This window comes from Actinoplanes sp. NPDC049681 (assembly GCF_044465265.1).
In the GTDB taxonomy this organism is placed as follows: domain Bacteria; phylum Actinomycetota; class Actinomycetes; order Mycobacteriales; family Micromonosporaceae; genus Actinoplanes.
Window position 1 is genome coordinate 220,091 of the sequence record NZ_JBITLP010000008.1, and the last position, 15,711, is coordinate 235,801.

The 15,711-nt window shown below is 72.7% G+C and carries 17 protein-coding genes and 1 pseudogene; 6 read left to right on the forward strand and 12 right to left on the reverse strand.

Features of this window, described 5'->3' with window-relative positions; genetic code table 11:
- Positions 1-25 precede the first annotated feature (25 nt).
- The 4 genes from ACIBO8_RS28645 to ACIBO8_RS28660 all read right to left on the reverse strand — a co-directional run bounded on the left by ACIBO8_RS28645 (position 26) and on the right by ACIBO8_RS28660 (position 4,043).
- Positions 26-1,678, reverse strand: coding sequence for a sulfatase (locus ACIBO8_RS28645; RefSeq protein ID WP_396118443.1), 1,653 nt, complete (start codon positions 1,676-1,678; stop codon positions 26-28).
- Between the two features lie 170 nt (positions 1,679-1,848).
- Positions 1,849-2,742: a hypothetical protein gene (locus ACIBO8_RS28650; protein ID WP_396118444.1), complete on the reverse strand. Its 894-nt coding sequence runs from the start codon at positions 2,740-2,742 to the stop codon at positions 1,849-1,851.
- 1 nt (position 2,743) lies between these two features.
- Complete coding sequence (locus ACIBO8_RS28655) at positions 2,744-3,217, reverse strand: peptidase inhibitor family I36 protein (protein ID WP_396118445.1); 474 nt, start codon at positions 3,215-3,217, stop codon at positions 2,744-2,746.
- 181 nt (positions 3,218-3,398) lie between these two features.
- Complete coding sequence (locus ACIBO8_RS28660; RefSeq protein ID WP_396118446.1) at positions 3,399-4,043, reverse strand: RICIN domain-containing protein; 645 nt, start codon at positions 4,041-4,043, stop codon at positions 3,399-3,401.
- 162 nt (positions 4,044-4,205) lie between these two features.
- Here ACIBO8_RS28660 and ACIBO8_RS28665 point away from each other — a divergent pair, with 162 nt between their 5' ends.
- Positions 4,206-5,591: a BTAD domain-containing putative transcriptional regulator gene (locus ACIBO8_RS28665; protein ID WP_396118447.1), complete on the forward strand. Its 1,386-nt coding sequence runs from the start codon at positions 4,206-4,208 to the stop codon at positions 5,589-5,591.
- 92 nt (positions 5,592-5,683) lie between these two features.
- Here ACIBO8_RS28665 and ACIBO8_RS28670 read toward each other — a convergent pair whose 3' ends face one another.
- Positions 5,684-5,854, reverse strand: a complete 171-nt coding sequence (locus tag ACIBO8_RS28670) for a hypothetical protein (protein ID WP_396118448.1) — start codon at positions 5,852-5,854, stop codon at positions 5,684-5,686.
- 432 nt (positions 5,855-6,286) lie between these two features.
- Positions 6,287-7,687 (reverse strand): FAD-dependent monooxygenase, encoded by a 1,401-nt coding sequence (locus ACIBO8_RS28675; RefSeq protein ID WP_396118449.1) that lies wholly within the window; start codon positions 7,685-7,687, stop codon positions 6,287-6,289.
- Between the two features lie 36 nt (positions 7,688-7,723).
- Here ACIBO8_RS28675 and ACIBO8_RS28680 point away from each other — a divergent pair, with 36 nt between their 5' ends.
- Positions 7,724-8,257, forward strand: coding sequence for a PadR family transcriptional regulator (locus ACIBO8_RS28680; RefSeq protein ID WP_396118450.1), 534 nt, complete (start codon positions 7,724-7,726; stop codon positions 8,255-8,257).
- Positions 8,257-8,910, forward strand: coding sequence for an HAD family hydrolase (locus ACIBO8_RS28685; protein ID WP_396118451.1), 654 nt, complete (start codon positions 8,257-8,259; stop codon positions 8,908-8,910). Before ACIBO8_RS28680 ends, ACIBO8_RS28685 begins: the two co-directional genes overlap by 1 nt.
- Here the strand turns inward: ACIBO8_RS28685 and ACIBO8_RS28690 are convergent.
- From ACIBO8_RS28690 to ACIBO8_RS28710, 5 genes and pseudogenes are all read right to left on the reverse strand, one after another.
- Positions 8,911-9,003, reverse strand: a pseudogene (locus ACIBO8_RS28690) (carbon-nitrogen hydrolase family protein); the annotation flags it as partial.
- Positions 9,004-9,018: 15 nt separating this feature from the next.
- The gene (locus ACIBO8_RS28695) at positions 9,019-10,368 is read right to left on the reverse strand and encodes a CoA transferase (protein ID WP_396118452.1); all 1,350 of its coding nucleotides are present in this window, start codon (positions 10,366-10,368) and stop codon (positions 9,019-9,021) included.
- Positions 10,365-10,883 (reverse strand): DUF6817 domain-containing protein, encoded by a 519-nt coding sequence (locus tag ACIBO8_RS28700; protein WP_396118453.1) that lies wholly within the window; start codon positions 10,881-10,883, stop codon positions 10,365-10,367. The genes ACIBO8_RS28695 and ACIBO8_RS28700 overlap by 4 nt, the downstream gene beginning before the upstream one ends.
- Entirely contained in the window at positions 10,880-11,755 is an 876-nt protein-coding gene (locus ACIBO8_RS28705) for a virginiamycin B lyase (protein WP_396118454.1), read from the reverse strand. The genes ACIBO8_RS28700 and ACIBO8_RS28705 overlap by 4 nt, the downstream gene beginning before the upstream one ends.
- 53 nt (positions 11,756-11,808) lie before the next feature.
- Positions 11,809-12,651, reverse strand: a complete 843-nt coding sequence (locus ACIBO8_RS28710; protein ID WP_396118455.1) for a dihydrodipicolinate synthase family protein — start codon at positions 12,649-12,651, stop codon at positions 11,809-11,811.
- Positions 12,652-12,721: 70 nt separating this feature from the next.
- Here ACIBO8_RS28710 and ACIBO8_RS28715 point away from each other — a divergent pair, with 70 nt between their 5' ends.
- The 3 genes from ACIBO8_RS28715 to ACIBO8_RS28725 are packed head-to-tail and all read left to right on the forward strand — an operon-like array spanning position 12,722 to position 15,033.
- Positions 12,722-13,612, forward strand: coding sequence for a LysR substrate-binding domain-containing protein (locus ACIBO8_RS28715; RefSeq protein WP_396118456.1), 891 nt, complete (start codon positions 12,722-12,724; stop codon positions 13,610-13,612).
- A gap of 11 nt (positions 13,613-13,623) precedes the next feature.
- Positions 13,624-14,202, forward strand: a complete 579-nt coding sequence (locus ACIBO8_RS28720) for a hypothetical protein (RefSeq protein ID WP_396118457.1) — start codon at positions 13,624-13,626, stop codon at positions 14,200-14,202.
- Positions 14,203-14,262: 60 nt separating this feature from the next.
- Positions 14,263-15,033, forward strand: coding sequence for a hypothetical protein (locus ACIBO8_RS28725; protein ID WP_396118458.1), 771 nt, complete (start codon positions 14,263-14,265; stop codon positions 15,031-15,033).
- Here the strand turns inward: ACIBO8_RS28725 and ACIBO8_RS28730 are convergent.
- Complete coding sequence (locus tag ACIBO8_RS28730; protein ID WP_396118459.1) at positions 15,013-15,675, reverse strand: DUF402 domain-containing protein; 663 nt, start codon at positions 15,673-15,675, stop codon at positions 15,013-15,015. The two genes, ACIBO8_RS28725 and ACIBO8_RS28730, sit on opposite strands and share 21 nt — an antisense overlap.
- Positions 15,676-15,711: the final 36 nt, after the last annotated feature.

Sequence of the window (15,711 nt, forward strand, 5' to 3'; positions counted from 1 at the left end):
CCACCGCGGGCCGGCGACACCTCAATTACCGCGGCGCCTCCGCGGCCGGCCCGAACGCCGTGAGGAACCGGTCGCGGAACTGGTCCATGCGCCACACCGGTGCCCGCGGGTCCGGCTTGAGGCCGTCGGTCCAGCCCCACGAGGCGATCCGGTCGAGGACCTTCGGGTCGTGGGCGACGATGGTGATCGGTACGTCGCGGCTCGCGCGGTCCCCCACCACGATCGGTGCCGGCTGGTGGTCGCCGAGGAACACCAGGACCAGGTTCTCGTCGCCGTACTCGCGGACCCAGGACAGCAGGCTGCCGATCGAGTACGTGATGGACGTGGCGTACGCCGCGCGGACCTGGCCGGCGTCCTTCCACACCTCGCCGGCGCCGCGGCCGCGGGCGTGCTGGGCCTGGTACACCGAGCCGTCGCCCACCTGGTCCCAGCCGATCAGCGTCGGCAGCGGCGCCCACGGGGTGTGGCTCGACACGAAGGTGACCTCGGCCATCAGCGGTCCACGGTCCTTGCGGGCGTACTCCTGGTCGGTGAACGACTTGAGCGTGAACTGGTCGGGCACCGGCCCCCAGCCGAACACCGGGCCGTGATAACCCAGCGTGTGCGAGTCGTAGAGGCGGTCGTAGCCGTAGAACTGGCCTTCCGGCCAGGTGTACGTGACACCCGGCTCGACCGCGACGGTCTGCCAGGCGCCGGCCTTCTTGAACGCGCCGGTGATGGTGAACCGGTCGCCCGACACCAGGCTGCGGTAACGCTGCTCGTTGTCGATCCACAGGCCCGACTGCAGCGTGGAGTGCGCCAGCCAGCTGCCGCCGCCGGCCGTCGGTGAGGTCAGGAAACCGCTGCGGGCGGCGTACCCGGCCGCGGCCAGCTGCTTCGTGCCGTCGGTGAGCAGGCGGCCGACCTGCGGGTCCAGCTGCGGGTCCTCGATCGCCGACCGGCCGTAGCTCTCCACCACCCCGAAGATCACGTCCTTGCCGCGCAGCCCGGTCAGCAGCGACGCCGGCGGGGTGCCGCGGAACGCGTCGTGGGCGACCTCCGCCGCGAACGCCTGCCGGTCGCGTACCGCCGCGGGCACCTTCAGCACGTTGTCCCGCGCCAGGAGAGCGGCGCTGTCGGAGGCGACGTACACCCCGGGTACGAAGGAGGTGCCCTGCAGGGCGAGCGCCAGCCAGGCCACCGCGGCCACCCCGGTCGTGCCGCGCGCCACGTCCGAGTGCCGGGCGGCGACCGCGGCCAGCCGGCGTACGGACAGGATCATGCCCGTCAGCACGGCCGCAGCCAGCAGCACCGCCCCCGCGGCCGCCGCCACGGCTCCGGCCGTACCTGCCGAACCCTGGACGAAGCGGTAACCGTCGGCCAGCAGCGGCCAGTCGAGGACCGGGTTGAACGGCCGGGACAGCACCGCGAAGAACCCCATGTCGACGACCTTCACGACCGTCAGCAGGCCCAGCGCGGCGCCCAGCACGCTCGCGGTGATCGCCCGCGCCCGTGCCGGCAGCACGAGCAGCACGGCCAGGGCGGCGACGGCTTCCACGGGTACGCGCACCAGCGCCGCCCACGGCGACGACCCGGGAGGCAGGCGCGTCAGCTGATCGGGCACGACGAGCGCGAGAAAGACGAAGAGGGCAGCGAGGCCGGTGAGGGCCCACGCGGCGGCGCGGCGGCTGCGTGACACTGCGGCGGTCCTTCGGGTCGAGACATGGCGGCGGCAGGAGCGTACCCCCGCCCTGAGCACACGCCCGCACGCCGGATCCGGTTCAGGGGACTTCCCACCCGCCCCCGGGGCGCGCCCGGGGCGATCGCACCCCGGCCGCCCCGGACGGATCCGCGTGCCTCTTGGTCGGTCTACAAGACCTGGCTGCGTTGCCAGGCCCGCGCGAAGAGATGGGTGAGCGTGCTCAGTTCGGCGCGTTCCGCCGGGCTGAGGTCTTGGGCGTACTCCCGGCGCAGGGCGGCGTCGGTAGCGTTCAGCCCGGCGTGCTGGTTGCAGGTGAGGTCCTGAACAGCGAGTCTGATCTCCGCCGACCGACGCTGCGCGAGCGGTTCGCGGTCGTTGCGGTATTTCCTCGCCAGGTGGGCGATGAGCGCGTGCGGTGAGGCGTAGGTGTGGTGGTGGGCTGCCATGCACGTCTGCCAGCCCCGAAGCGCGCCCTGATACCGAGCATCCGATCGGGCTCGGCCGCCGAGCGTGAGGTTGATCTCCTGCGGCACGTAGGTAATCCGCGCCCAGGCGTCCAGGCTGCCGTAGACGGCGATGTGGGCCTGCGCCATGCAGCCGGCTCGGGGAAACTGATAGCTGGCGTGGCCGTCGATGACCAACCGGGCGAAGGCGTTGTCCGGTCCGAACAGCGCGGCCTGCCGACGGGGATCTCCCGCGGCTTTGTCGTCCGCCTTTTCGGCCGGGTCTGCCGGCGCCCCGACGTCGGACATTCCGTATCCGTGACGACGGGCGTCGGCAAGCTCCTGGGCGGCGCTGCGCCGGGTCGGCGGCCGGGCGCTGCCGGTCCAGGTGAAGCCGGCAGCGCGCATGCATCGTGCGGTCAGCGTCTCGTCCGCGACCCGTACCCGCCATCGCTGCTCGGGGTAGGTTCCGGATTCGGTGACCAGGTCGACCGTCTCCTCGGACAGCCGCGCGGGTGCTGCGGCGGGTACGCTCTCCGGCCGCGTAGACGTGCAGCCGGAGAGCAGACCCACCGCCACCAGCATCGCCGCTGTCACGGCTCTGGCGGCACTGGACATGTCAGCAGTTGTTCCACGTCAGCGCGGAGATCTTGTGGTACCAGTTACCGCCGCTGGGTTTCGGGTCCAAACGCAGGTCCGCACGGATACTGTGCGGACCTTCGGACATGTGGTCGCCGGTGCCGTTGTCGTTGTCCCAGAAGCAGGCAATGCGGCTGTCGCTCCAGTTCGCCGACGACCGCGAGTTGTTGTTGATGTTGGATCCCACGGGTGTGTTGTTGTAGGTGCCCTGCCAGCGGAAGCTGCCGGTCCAGTTGCTCCCTGGCCAGAGGCAGGCATAGTTGGCGGGGCAGTCCCCCAGGTCCCGCGCCGGCGGGGCGGCGGCCGCGGTGATACCGGTGGTCGCAGACGGAGCCGCACCCGTGGCCGCGTGCGCCGGCGCCGCGAAGGCGAGCGCAGTGAGCGCGGTGGCGGCCGCGATGACGACGGCCCTTTGCGGGACATTGTTCCCGGATGCTGCTGTCGAGAGCGCCATGGCGCCTCGTGCGGTTCGGATCACGGTGTTCCCCTTCGTTGGTCTTCCCGCCGGCTACCCGGCAGGCATTTCAGAGTCGGAGGCCCCAGGACCGCGCAACCAGGGAGAACACATCCCGGGTGAGGTCGTACCGAGGCTTGGAGCGTTGCATCAGCTGCGGGAACAGGTTGAGGACAGCCACTCAGTACCAGTCCTGCTGGCTGGCACCGCTGCAGGTCCAGAGCTGAACCTTGTCGCCGTTGTTGTTCGGGTTTCCCCCCGAATCGTTCTTGGCGTCCAGGCACAGGTGGTTGCCGTAGCGGTTCCTGATCGTCGTGCCGCCCACGTCCCACTGCTGCTGGCTGGCACCGCTGCAGGTCCAGAGCTGAACCTTGTCGCCGTTGTTGTTCGGGTTACCGCCCGAATCGTTCTTGGCGTCCAGGCACAGGTGGTTGCCGTACTGGTTCTGGATCGTCCACCAGTACGTCCCGTTCCCGTCGACGGCTGCCAGGCTCAGACCCCAACCCTGCTGACTGCCCCCGTTGCAGCTCCAGAGCTGGATCGTGTCGCCGTTGTTGTTCGGGTTACCGCCCGCGTCGTTCTTGGCGTCCAGGCACAGACGGTTGCCGTACCCGTTCCTGATGGCGGACAAAGCCGCGAGCGCGGCATCCGACGAGGCCGCCCGGGCCGGACCGGCGCCGAGGATGGCGTCCGCCGCCGCGAAGGAGACCGTCGCGGACGAGGCGGAAGCGGCGGTGGGTGACACCGCCGCGACGATCATGCCCGGTGTCAGCGCCGCGACCGACATCAGCGACATCCGGCGTATCTGCCGAGGGCCTTTCAGCATCTTCTCTCCCGAGATCGAATGTTTCACCGATTTCCCTTCCGGTGGGAACGGCACGACGCCGTTCGTGACCGCGGTCGTCGGTGACAGTCGCTCACGGCACTCATACAATCCTCTGTGGACTATCAAATTCCCAGCTCACAAAGGCTTTCCGGGAGGGGTGCGGTGGAGCTGCGGGTCCTCGGTGGCGTGGAGGCCTACTGTGACGGCCGGCCGGTCGATCTCGGCCCCCTGCGGCAGCGCAGCGTGCTGGCGGTCCTGATGGCCGAGGCCGGCCGGCCGATCGCGACCGACGACCTCATCGAGCGGGTATGGGCGGACAGTGCGCCGCAGCGCGCCCGCGGCGCACTGCACAACTACCTGTCCGGACTGCGCCAAGCCCTGGGCCCTGACATCCGCATCGACCGGCAACCCCACGGCTACCGCCTGTCGGTCGACCCGCTGACGGTCGACGTCCACCGCTTCCGCCACCTCGTCGCCCGGGCCCGCGCCGGCGACGCCCCGGACGACCTCACGGACCTCGACGAGGCGCTCTCGCTGTGGCGGGGACGTCCGTTCGGCTCCCTGGACACGCCCTGGTTCAACGAGGTCCGCGAGGCATGGGAGCGCGAGCGGCACGCGGCCGAGCTGGACCGCAACGACCGGGCCCTGGCCCGAGGGCAGCACGCGCACCTGCTGGAAGACCTGGTGGTGGCCGCCTCGGCACACCCGCTGGACGAGCGGCTCACCGGGCAACTGATGCAGGCCATGTACCGCAGCGGCCGCCAGGCCGACGCGTTACGCCACTACGACAAGTGCCGCCGGCAACTCGCCGACGAGCTCGGCGTGGATCCGAGCCCGGCGTTACAGGCCCTGCACCTGAAGATGCTGACCAACGGCGCGCAGGTGGCGCACCCGGACCCCGTACCGATTCCCGCCGTCACAACTCCCGTCGTCATGACTCCCGAGCCGCCCGCCAGACGTTCCTGGCCGGCGGCGGTGGCCGTCGCGCTGGCTCTCACGGCCACCACCATCGCGGTCATCGCCTGGAGCCAGCGCCTGCACCACCCCGCGCAGGTCCCGGCGTCGACGGCGTCGCCACCGACCGGCATGTCGCCCCTGAGCGGGGAGATCCCGGACAACACGATCGTGGCGATCGTCAACCAGCGCTCGGCCACGTCCACCACGGCGGCGTACGTGGTGGACGTCGAGAACTGGTCGACGGACGAGGGTGGGCGTACCCATCTGTGGCACTGGCGCGAGGACGGCGACTTCCGCAACCAGCTGTGGCGCGTCCGGCAGCTGCCCGGCGGTACGCACTGGTTCGTGAACATGCTCAGCGGCAAGTGCCTGGCCGGGGTTCCCACGGCGCGTGAAGTCGTCCAGTCCGCGTGCTCGAAGACCGACGCGACCCAGCACTGGAAGATCCACGCCGACGGCCTGCTGAGCAACGGCGACGGGACGACCTGCTTGAAGGTCCGCGACGATCTGCTGCTGGAGGACACGGGCCTGCAGATGGCCGACTGCCAGCAGACCTGGAGCGGGCAGTGGTACCTGGTCCGGCGTCCGTGAGCCGCCGCTGGGGTTCAGCGTCCATCCAGTCCGAGCCGGGCCGCATGTGCCGGTGACAGAGTGACCATCCCCTGACGACAACGGCGATCTGGCTAGTTCGCGGCCGGGCGGGAGGACGTCCCGGCCCTAGGACCAGCTCTCGAGCGCTGCGCCACCCAGGCGAAGCAGGGGCTGATCGTCCACGACGCAAGGGTACGGGCGAGGTCGTTGACGGCCTTCTGCAGCGCGGTTGCCCGGTCCGGGTCGGGCCGTAGGTCAGCCATCCGTCGGTCTGCGCCGCGTGGACCACGTCGTGGGCGAGAAGTTCGATCTGTCGCAGGTAGTCGGGCTGGCTGAGTTCGGATTCCGGCACCGGCACAGTCTCGTCTTGATCCTGCCCCCATGCCGTCCTCTTTTGCCTCCGCCACCGAATCCCCGCATACACCATAACTGTCATTATGGTGTAGCGGCGTTATGTCCGATTCTGAGATTACTGGATTACTGTTAATAGCAATCCAGTAATTACGGCCGACTCGGGTCCCGAGCGTGAGCGCGCGGCACCGGCGGCGGGCCGATCGACTACACGGGCGGGCACGGGTGCTCAATCCCCGGGCGCAGCCCCTGACGGAAATCCCAGGAGGATCGTTCTGACGGAAGCGGGCACAGTTCCCGCGCGCCAACCCGACGAGTCCTGCCGACGAGCGGGCTGGGCTTCGTCAGCCGGCCTTGAGGCGATTGAAGTAGTCGACGACCGGCGCCGGGCCGGACGCGGCGAGAGCGGTGTAACCGTCAGGCCGGACGATCGTGTAGGCGGCTGCCGAACCCGTCCGGTGCACCCGGACGAAGTCGGAGTCGAGACCCGGCACGGCATGCGGGGCGAGAACCGAGAAGTGGCTGCCCCGGAACAGATCGAACAGCCGCGCACCGGTCGGCGTGCGACCGTCGGGCGCCGGCTGACCGCCACCGGCGCCGATGAGCGGCCCCGGCGGGTAGACCGGGTGGTCGTTCCGGGCGCGCCGGTGCAGCCGGACGAGGTTGACCTTCATCATCCGGGCGAGCAGCGGCCGGGGGATGCGGGCCCCTCGGAGCCTGCCGAACTGGCGGTCGCTGTCGGCGAGGATGGCGCGGGCGACCGGCATCCGCTCCGCCTCGTACGTGTCGAGCAGCGAGCCGGGCACCGCACCGCGCAGGACCAGGCCGAGCTTCCAGCCGAGGTTGTAGGCGTCCTGGACGCCGGTGTTCATGCCGTGGCCGCCGGCCGGGCTGTGCACGTGGGCGGCGTCGCCCGCCAGGAAAGCCCGGCCGCGCCGGTACCGCGAGGCCATCCGCAGGTTGTAGCGCCACTCCGACAGCCAGGCCACGTCGGTGACCCGTACGTCCGGGCGGCCGGCGCGGGTGGCGAGGGCGTCGTGGAGTGTGTCCGGGCCGGCTTCGGTGCCGGCCGGCAGCGAGACGACGACCTGCCACAGGCCGCCGTCCTGGACCGGGCGGGCGGCGATCATGTGACCGCCGGCCGTGGTCCACAGGTGGACACCGAGCGCGGGGTCGAGGCCGTCGAGGCGGGCGTCGGCGAGCATCGCCCGGGCCGTGTCGGTCCTGCCGGTGAACTCGATGCCGAGTTCGCGCCGGACGGTGCTGCGACCACCGTCGGCGCCGACCAGGTAGCGGGCGCTCACCGTCTCGGTGTCGTCGAGGGTGGCCGTGACGCCGTCCGGGCGGAGCTCGACGGCGGTAACCGTGGTGCCGAATTCGACCTTGCCGCCGAGCTCGGCGAGCCGGTCGCGGAGGACGGCCTCGGTGCGCCACTGCGGCAGCATCAGCAGATTCGGGTACGGCTGCTCGATCGTGGCCCTGGCCGGACGCAGGTCCAGGTCGAACAGCCGCCGCGGTCCGAGGTGGAATCGCTGACGGCGTCCCAGGGCTGCCTCCGCGGCGATCGTCGGTGCGATCCCGAGGTCGTCGAAGACCGCCAGGGTCTGCGGCTTGATGCCGAAGGCACGGGAGCCGGCCGGCGGCTCCGGGTGCTGCTCGACGATGCGGAAGTCGATGCCCTGCCGGGCCAGGTCGCACGCGAGCGTGAGCCCGGTGGGCCCGGCGCCGACGATGAGAACGTCCATACCTACAATTGTACAGGTCCATATGGAGGGGTGTAGATGTCGTTACGGTTCGCGGTGCTCGGGCTCCTGGAGGACGGGCCCGCCAGCGGGTACGCGTTGACCATGCGGTTCGAGCGGTCGTTGCAGCGCTTCGCGTGGACGGCCCGGCAGAGTCACCTCTATCCGGAGCTGGGCCGGCTCGCCGAGGACGGGCTGATCGAGGTGGTCGAGGAGGGCGCGCGGGGGCGCCGGACGTACGCGATCACCGAAGCCGGCCGGGCCGTGCTGCGCGCCTGGCTGCTGTCGCCGGCCAAGCCCCGCGCGGTCCGTGACGAGCAGGCCCTGCGCTTGTGCCTGATCTCGGCCCTGGAACCGGGCGAGGCCCAGGAGGTCGTGCGGCGCTATCAGGCCGAGGCGGAGGCCATCAGCGCCGAACTGCGCGCCATGGCCGACGCCGCCGATGCCGACTCCGAGCATCCGCGCGGCCGGTTGCGGTTCGGGCGTCTCGCCATGGAGCTCGGCATCCGCCAGAGCGAGGCGCAGCGGCAGTGGGCGGAGTGGGCGCTCGACCGGCTCGGCGGCGGTGCTTGATGGCGTACAAGGCGGTGCTGCTGGACGTCTACGGCACCCTGGTGCGCGACGACGACCCGTGGGCCCGGGATGCGGTGGCGCTGGTCGCCGGGCTTGCGCGTACCGGCCCTGACGTGGTCGCCCGGGAGTGGGAGGCCAGGATCTGGGCGATGGCGGACATCGCTCACGGTCGGGATTTCCGTACGCTCGCGGAGCTCGACGCCGGCAGCCTGGCCGAGACCGCGGCTCATTTCGGGGTACGCGCCGACGTCCCGGCCCGCTCCGGGCACCTGCCGCCGCTGTTCGACGACGCCCTGCCGTTCCTGGCCGCCGTGCAGGTGCCGGTGTGCCTGGTCTCCGACGCCGACACCGACAGCCTGGCGGCGGTCCTCGACCACCACGGGATAGCCGTGCAGCATGTGGTGACGAGCGAGGACGCCCGGGCCTACAAGCCGCGCCCGGAGCCGTTCCGGATGGCGTTGCAGCGGCTCGGTGTGGGCGCCGCCGACGTCATCCACATCGGCGACTCGCCGGCCGCCGACGTCGCCGGGGCCGCGGCCCTGGGGATCGACACCGCGTTCGTCCGGCGTGGCGGGCGTCGCCTGCCACCGCATCTGACCGCGACCCACACCGTCGCCACGCTGACCGCGCTGCTGCCCCTGCTCACCCGCTGATGCGAGCCGGGGGTCGTCCTCGGCGATCGGTGCCGCGTCGAGCTCGTCGCCGGTCAGCGACATCTCCGGGAACACCAGCACGCGGGCATCCGCCCGGCCCTCGCATGCTCAGCCCCATGCCGGCTGCGCCACGCCGTACGCCGGGGGTAGATGCGGCCACCGCAACGGCCGTCCGTCGAGCGATCCGGGCGGGCTGATGCCGGTCCACCCGTCGCCGAGGTCGACCCGGTAGGCGTCCGGATCCTCCCCGCCCGGGTCACCGGCGGCGCGGGTTCCCTGCTCGAGCAGCCACCGGGCGGTCCGCTCCAGCGACACGGACACGTGCGCCACCTCGCCGGCCCGGGCCCGCCGGGTCAACGCTGCCAGGACACCGCAGGCCAGCAGGTAGCCGGTGGCGTGATCGAGCAGCTGGCACGGCAGGGCGCCCGGGCGGGTGCCGTCCCCCGCGGCCCAGCCGATGCCGGTGGCGATCTGCACGAGGCTGTCGAAACCGCGGCGAGCGCCCCAGACACCCGTCGTACCCCAGGCCGACAGCGTGGCCACGATCGTGCCGGGGTGCCGCTCGGCGAGCCGGGCGGGCGCCAGGCCGAACCGGTCCAGCGCCCCGGGCCGGCAACCGGTGACGATCACATCGGCGCCGGCCGCCAGCCGGTGCAGCGTCTCCAGCCCTGCTGGAGTACGGGCGTCCACCATGGTGCTCGCCTTGCCGAGCACGCCGTCGACGGTGAGCGACTCCAGCTCGGGCCGCGCGGGGTCGTCGACGCGCAGCACGTCGGCGCCGAGCGCGGCGAGCATCCGGGTGGCGACCGGCCCGGCGAGGACCCGGGTCAGGTCGAGGACCCGTACCCCGGAGGCGGGCAGCGGACCGGCGGCCGGCAGCGCGGGCGCGGCACCCGACGCCACGATGCTGACCAGCGGCGCGTCATCGGACGGGTGCTCGCTGCGCCACCGCTCGGTCGTGCGGGCCGCGACGGCCAGTCCGCCCGCCTCGTAGACGAGCCGCTCCACGTCGGTGGCCGGGCGCCGCTCGATGGCCTGACAGACCAGCGGCAGCACGGCGTCGTCCGGGCCGTCGGGCACCGCCAGCGCGCGCAGGAGCGCGGCTCGGTGCCACGGATAGTTGGCGTGGGTGCGCACCCAGCCGTCGGCGGCCGGCCACAATCGTGACAGCGGCGCGAATCCGGGGACGCCCTGGCCGGAGGGGTCGCGCAGCAGCGCCTCACTGCGCACGGCCGCAGCGACGTGCGCGGTGTCCACAGTGACCACGGGCCGGCGACCCGTACGAGCGTGCGCGAGCTCCGCCGCCGCGAGCAGGCACCCGGCCACCGAGGCGGTCGCGCACTCGGCCACCGCCAGCGACGAGTGCAGCACCGCCGGGCGAGCAACGCCGGTCACGATCGCGGCGGCAGCGTCCGGCAGGCCGGGACCGGTGGGCAGCGTCAGGGGTCCGGCACTCATGAGCCCAGCACCCGGCGGGCTTCGGCCAGCACCGGCTCCGACGCGAGGTCCTGCCACGACGCGAACACGTCACGGAAGTATGCCCCGTACCGTTGCCGGATCGTGGGGTCCTGCTCCACGACGCCGAGCTCGTTGACGATGCTCAGGTCGGCGAAGCCGGGCAGCACGTCGCCGGGGCGGCCGGTCCAGCGGTTCCACACCTGGCGCGTGCCGGGCAGGGTCCGCCAGGTGCGGGAACGGTCGCAGCCGCCGTACTGATGGACCAGCGCCTCGGCGCGCTCGCCCACCAGCTGCCGCAACGATGTCCGCGCGGCCGGGTCGAGCAGGGTGCGGTCGAAGCCGTCGGTGCCGTAGACGGCGTGCGTGAGCCCGGCGAGCCGCACGTCCGGGCCGTGGCCGAGCGCCCCGAGCCGGTCGTGGACGCGGCCGAGGTGGGTGTAGAGGGTGCCGCCCGGATGGTCGATGGTCTCGGCGCCGTGCTCGCGCAGCCACGCCTTCACGTCGTCGGCGTTCATGGCTGCACCCGGACCAGCCGGCCGATCTCCAGGGCGGCCCACACCACGCCGTCCGGGTCCACGGCGAGGCCGTGCGGTTCGCTGCGCGGTGTGGGCAGGTCCCAGCCGGTGACCGTGCCGTCGCCGCGGACATGGCCGATCCGGTTGGCGCCCCACTCGGTGAACCACACGTCGCCCGGGCCGGCGGCGGCGACGGCGTGCGGGCGGGCGGCCCGGTCGGCCAGCGGGAACTCGTCGATCGTCCCGGCCGGGGTGATCCGCCCGATCTGTCCCGCGCCGATCTCGGCGAACCAGAGCGCCTCGCCGTCGCTGGTGATGCCGACCGGCGCGGCCCCCGGTGTGGGCAGGTCGAACACGCTCACCGCACCGTCCGCGCCGATCCGCCCGATAGCGTTGGCCTGGTTGAGCGCGCACCACACGGCGTCGTCGGGGCCGGCGGTGATCGCGGCCGCGAAGGCCTTGTCGACGGGCAGCTCGAACTCGGTCACCGTGCCGTCGACGGTGATCCGCCCGATGCGGTCGGTGTGCATCTCGGTGAACCACAGGGCGCCGTCGCCGCCGGCCGTGATGCCGTAGGGTCCGGCGCCGCCCGTGGGCACCGGGAAGTCGCTGCGCTGCCCGTCCGGGGTGAGGCGGCCGATCCGGTCGTCGCCGGTGCGGGTGAACCACAGCGCGCCGTCCGGCCCGGTGGTGATGACGCTCGGCTGCGCCGCCGGGGCGCCGAGGTCGATCACGTCGATGCCGCCGTCGTGGCCGACCCGGGCGATCTCACCGCTGTGGGTCAGGGTCACCCACACTGCCCGGTCCGGGCCGATGGTGATCCCGTACGGGCCGGCAGCGTCGCCGGCGATCACGAACTCCTGGATCCGCACAGGACGACCCTGCCGTCCCGGGTCCGGGGCTCGCAACGGGTTTGTGCCGCTTCTTACTTCACGGATTTCAGGGCAACCTCCGCGGCTCCGGGTGGCGGCGGGACCAGCGGCAGCCGTACGGCCGGCGTCGGGATCCGGCCCCGCGCATGCAGCACCGCTTTGAGAACGGTGGGGTTCGGCGCGGCGAACAGGTCCAGCGCCAGCCGCGCCAGCCGGTGACCCTCGGCCCGGGCACCGGACACGTCCCCGTCGCGCCACGCCCGCACCACCGCCGCGAAGCCGGCCGTCTCCACGTGCGCCGAGGCCAGCACGCCGCCGTGGGCGCCGAGCGCCAGCAGCGGCCAGAGGAACGCGTCGTCACCGGCGAGGATCGCGAAGTCCGGGGGCGGGTCGGCCAGCAACGCGACGGTCTCGGCGTCGATCCCGCCGGCGGCCAGCTTCACGCCGGCCACGTTGTCCAGCGCGGCGATCCGGCGCAGCGTCGCTGCCGACAGCGGCTGCCCGGTCCGGTACGGCACGTGGTAGACGAGCACCGGTACGGGGCTGCTGCGGGCGTACGCGGAGAAGTAGGCGACGACGCCGTCCTCTCCGGGACGCACGAACGGCGGCACCAGCGTGAGCACCGCCTGCGCGTCGGCGGGCGGCGATGCCGTGGTGGACGCGCCGACGACGAACGGGGCGTGCCGCTGTCGGCAGACCCCCGCGATCACGTCCACCACACCCTGTTGCTCGTCCGCGCTGAGCGAACCGGGCTCGCCGGTCGTGCCCAGCGCGACGAGACCCTGCGCGCCGTCGTCCAGCACCTGACCGGCGAGGAGCTCCAGGGCGTCGTACGCGACACCTCCGCTGGCGTCGAACGGGGTGATGAGCGGGACGTATAGGCCGGCGAGAGTCATGCACCGACCCTTCCGCGCGCCCAGCATCAGGTCCAGTTCAGATATGTACGGTGATGCGTAAGCTGAGCTGATGCTCGACGTACGGCGGCTGCGGCTGCTGTGTGACCTGGACCGGCTCGGCACGATCGCGGCCGTGGCCCAGGCGCACAGCTACACCCCGTCGGCGGTGTCGCAGCAACTGTCCACGCTGGAACGCGAGGCCGGGATGGCCCTGCTGGAACGCACCGGCCGGCGGGTGACGTTCACCGCGGCCGGGCGGGTCCTGGTCGCCCACGCCGAGACGGTCCTCGCCGCGCTCGAGCGCACCACCTCGGCGCTCGCGGCGGTGTCCGCCCAGCTGACCGGCCCGCTGCGGATCGGCGCGTTCCCGACCGCGGTCCGTACCCTGCTGCCCCGGGCCCTGGTGTCCCTGGGGCACGACCATCCGGCGCTGGAACTGCGCGTGACGGAACTCGACCCGGCCGCGGTCCCCCGGGCCCTGCGCGAACGACAGCTGGACGTGGGCCTGCTGCAGGACTACGACGTGGCCCCGGCCGAGCCGGACCCCGGGCTGGACACGACGCCGCTGCTCGGCGAGACGGTGTATCTGGCGGCGCCCGCCGGGGCGGGAACGGCGACGATCCCGGCGGCGCGGGACCAGCCGTGGATCGTGGCGACACCGGGAACGCTCTGCCACACGGTGACCCTGCAGGTGTGTCGCGCGGCGGGCTTCACCCCGCGGGCGCGGCACCAGGCCGACGACTTCGCGACGGTCCTGGCGCTGGTCGCGGCCGGCCAGGGGGTGTCGCTGGTGCCGGAGCTGGCCGTGGCCGGGCCGGGCACCGCCGTACCGCCGGGGGTGACGCTGGCCGCCCTGCCGTACCGTCGCCGCACGTCGATCGCCTACCGCAAGGGCGCGGCAGCCCACCCGGCGGTGACGGCCTTCGTCGCGGCCCTGCGCGGATGTCTGCCGCGCCCGTAGGGTCGGCAGGGATGAGACTCACCTACTGCGCGGACACCTCCGCCGCGGACTGGCTCCTGCGCTCCGGCACGCCGGACCTGCAGTTGATCACCTTCGGGCCGGCGACGTTCGACGCGTACGCCCGCCTGCGTTTCATCCCCGATCCCCTCGCCCCCGGCCAGGACGAGGCCGACGTCGAGCTGCCCGACGTCCACCCGTCGGACCTCGCGCGGGCCCGCCGGGCGTTGCGTCTGCTGGCCCGGTTCACCTCCACTCCCCAGGAGTGCTACTTCTGCGTCTGGGAGGGGTACTCCGACATCCCCCTGCCGCCGGACGTGCCGCTGGCCGAGTTTCCGCATCGCCGCTGTGCGGTGCTGCGCGGTGCGGTGGCTGACATCGATGCTTGGGAGGCGGACGTCGGCGGCGGGCGCCCGGTCGCACCGCCGGCATTCGCCTGGCCGGCCGACCGCCGCTGGTGCCTCACCGCCGACGTCGACCCGCACTGGGCGGGGATCGGCGCCGGCCGCGCCGCCATCGAGGCCCTGCTCAGCGACCCCGGGCTGGACGCCGTCCCGGCCGACCCGGCCGAGGACCAGCCCTGGTACGGGTGACGGCCCGGATCGTCCCTTCGGCCCTGCCGAGGCGTCCGGCGCGTCCGTACCGTCCTCGGGATGATCTCTCGGGTCGCCGGCGCGACGGCGCGACGGCGTCGTCCGATTCTGGTGGCCGGCGTCGCGCTCGCCCTGGTGCAGGCGATGCTGACCGCGTCGGTCCGCACCACCGTTCCCACCCTGGTGTTCGCTGCGCTGTTCGTGCTGGTCAACGCCTGCATACCGCGCCGGAGGGCGCCCGCCGCACTGGTCGTCCGGGCCGGGTCCGCCTCGTTCACCGCGCCGGTCCGCGCGTGGCCCGTGTTCTACGCCCTGCCCGTGCTGGCCCTGACCGGTGATCGCGTCGGCACCGCCGTACGAGACCTGCGCGCCGATGACCTGTTCCCGGTCGACGTATGCGTGGCGGTGGTGTACGTCACGGTGGCGGTGATCGTCGTCGCACGCGCGTGGCGGGGCTTCGACATCGCCCTGCGCCCCGACGGGCTGTACGACCGGCGCGCCCTGGGAACGGTGTTCGTGCCGTGGGCGGCCCTGCCGGCGGTGCGGACCCGCCTCCGGCGCAGCCCGGCGACCTCGGTCTTCCCGCCGGGCGCGTTCGCGGCGCACGACGACGACCCGGCCGGGTCTCCGGACCAGATCCGGCTGGGCTACGGGCGACCCGAGCTCGTCCGCCGCCGCGGCCTCGTCTGGCACACCAGGCGGATCCGGACCGCGCAGGTCGACATGCGATTCCTCGCGGCGGCCATCCGCTTCTACGCCACCAACCCCGAGCAGCAGCCGGCCATCGGCACGGACGAGGGCTACCGGAGGCTACGCGAAGCCGTGGCCTGAGCCGTACACGCGGGGCCGGTCCCACCCGTCGGGGCGGACCGGGGCGGCCCAGGCCGGGTCGGGGCGGAAATCGCACCACGACCCGTCGAAGGGGAACGCCCGCGCCTCCACGAGCTTGATCACGCGGCCGGCCTCCGTACGGATCTGCCCGGCCTGCGCCGCATCCCAGTAGAGCGGGTGCCCGGTGCGCGCGCCGAACTCGTCGACGTCCTTCCAGGCCCACGTGCCGTCCGCAGCGACGCGGATGTCCAGGGCGTGGTCGGCGTAGTCCACCCCGGCGGCCACCCCGTCGTCCCAGCGGCCCGGCGGATCCTCCAGGTTCACGTACCACTCGCGGAACCGCATGTCCGGCGAGAAGAACCACCACACGGAGACGGCGTCGCCACGCGATTTCCAGATCAGCACGTGCGACCCGTTCCAGGTACGCGGCTCCAGGTATGCGTCCGGGCCCAGCTCGTCGATCGGGGCGTCATGGTGAGTTCGTCCGTCCGCCGCGACGACGCGGTAGAACGGGGCGCCGATCGGCAGCCACAGGAAGGTGCCGTGCTCGTCGTCCGTGACCGCCGTCGTCACCTGCAGGAAGGTGATCCGCCCACCGCGCCAGCTGCGGTGCAGCACCGTCCGTCCCCGTTCGAAGGCCATGCCCGGGACCCTAGGCGCCCGCCGCAACGAAGCCGC

What these genes read in the sequence shown, in the direction of transcription:
- ACIBO8_RS28650 (WP_396118444.1), bottom strand. Translation starts at nt 2,742, where the DNA reads ATGTCCAGTGCCGCCAGAGCCGTGACAGCGGCGATGCTGGTGGCGGTG.
- ACIBO8_RS28655 (WP_396118445.1), bottom strand. Translation starts at nt 3,217, where the DNA reads ATGGCGCTCTCGACAGCAGCATCCGGGAACAATGTCCCGCAAAGGGCC.
- ACIBO8_RS28660 (WP_396118446.1), bottom strand. Translation starts at nt 4,043, where the DNA reads ATGCTGAAAGGCCCTCGGCAGATACGCCGGATGTCGCTGATGTCGGTC.
- ACIBO8_RS28670 (WP_396118448.1), bottom strand. Translation starts at nt 5,854, where the DNA reads ATGGCTGACCTACGGCCCGACCCGGACCGGGCAACCGCGCTGCAGAAG.
- ACIBO8_RS28675 (WP_396118449.1), bottom strand. Translation starts at nt 7,687, where the DNA reads ATGGACGTTCTCATCGTCGGCGCCGGGCCCACCGGGCTCACGCTCGCG.
- ACIBO8_RS28680 (WP_396118450.1), top strand. Translation starts at nt 7,724, where the DNA reads ATGTCGTTACGGTTCGCGGTGCTCGGGCTCCTGGAGGACGGGCCCGCC.
- ACIBO8_RS28685 (WP_396118451.1), top strand. Translation starts at nt 8,257, where the DNA reads ATGGCGTACAAGGCGGTGCTGCTGGACGTCTACGGCACCCTGGTGCGC.
- ACIBO8_RS28695 (WP_396118452.1), bottom strand. Translation starts at nt 10,368, where the DNA reads ATGAGTGCCGGACCCCTGACGCTGCCCACCGGTCCCGGCCTGCCGGAC.
- ACIBO8_RS28700 (WP_396118453.1), bottom strand. Translation starts at nt 10,883, where the DNA reads ATGAACGCCGACGACGTGAAGGCGTGGCTGCGCGAGCACGGCGCCGAG.
- ACIBO8_RS28710 (WP_396118455.1), bottom strand. Translation starts at nt 12,651, where the DNA reads ATGACTCTCGCCGGCCTATACGTCCCGCTCATCACCCCGTTCGACGCC.
- ACIBO8_RS28715 (WP_396118456.1), top strand. Translation starts at nt 12,722, where the DNA reads ATGCTCGACGTACGGCGGCTGCGGCTGCTGTGTGACCTGGACCGGCTC.
- ACIBO8_RS28720 (WP_396118457.1), top strand. Translation starts at nt 13,624, where the DNA reads ATGAGACTCACCTACTGCGCGGACACCTCCGCCGCGGACTGGCTCCTG.
- ACIBO8_RS28725 (WP_396118458.1), top strand. Translation starts at nt 14,263, where the DNA reads ATGATCTCTCGGGTCGCCGGCGCGACGGCGCGACGGCGTCGTCCGATT.
- ACIBO8_RS28730 (WP_396118459.1), bottom strand. Translation starts at nt 15,675, where the DNA reads ATGGCCTTCGAACGGGGACGGACGGTGCTGCACCGCAGCTGGCGCGGT.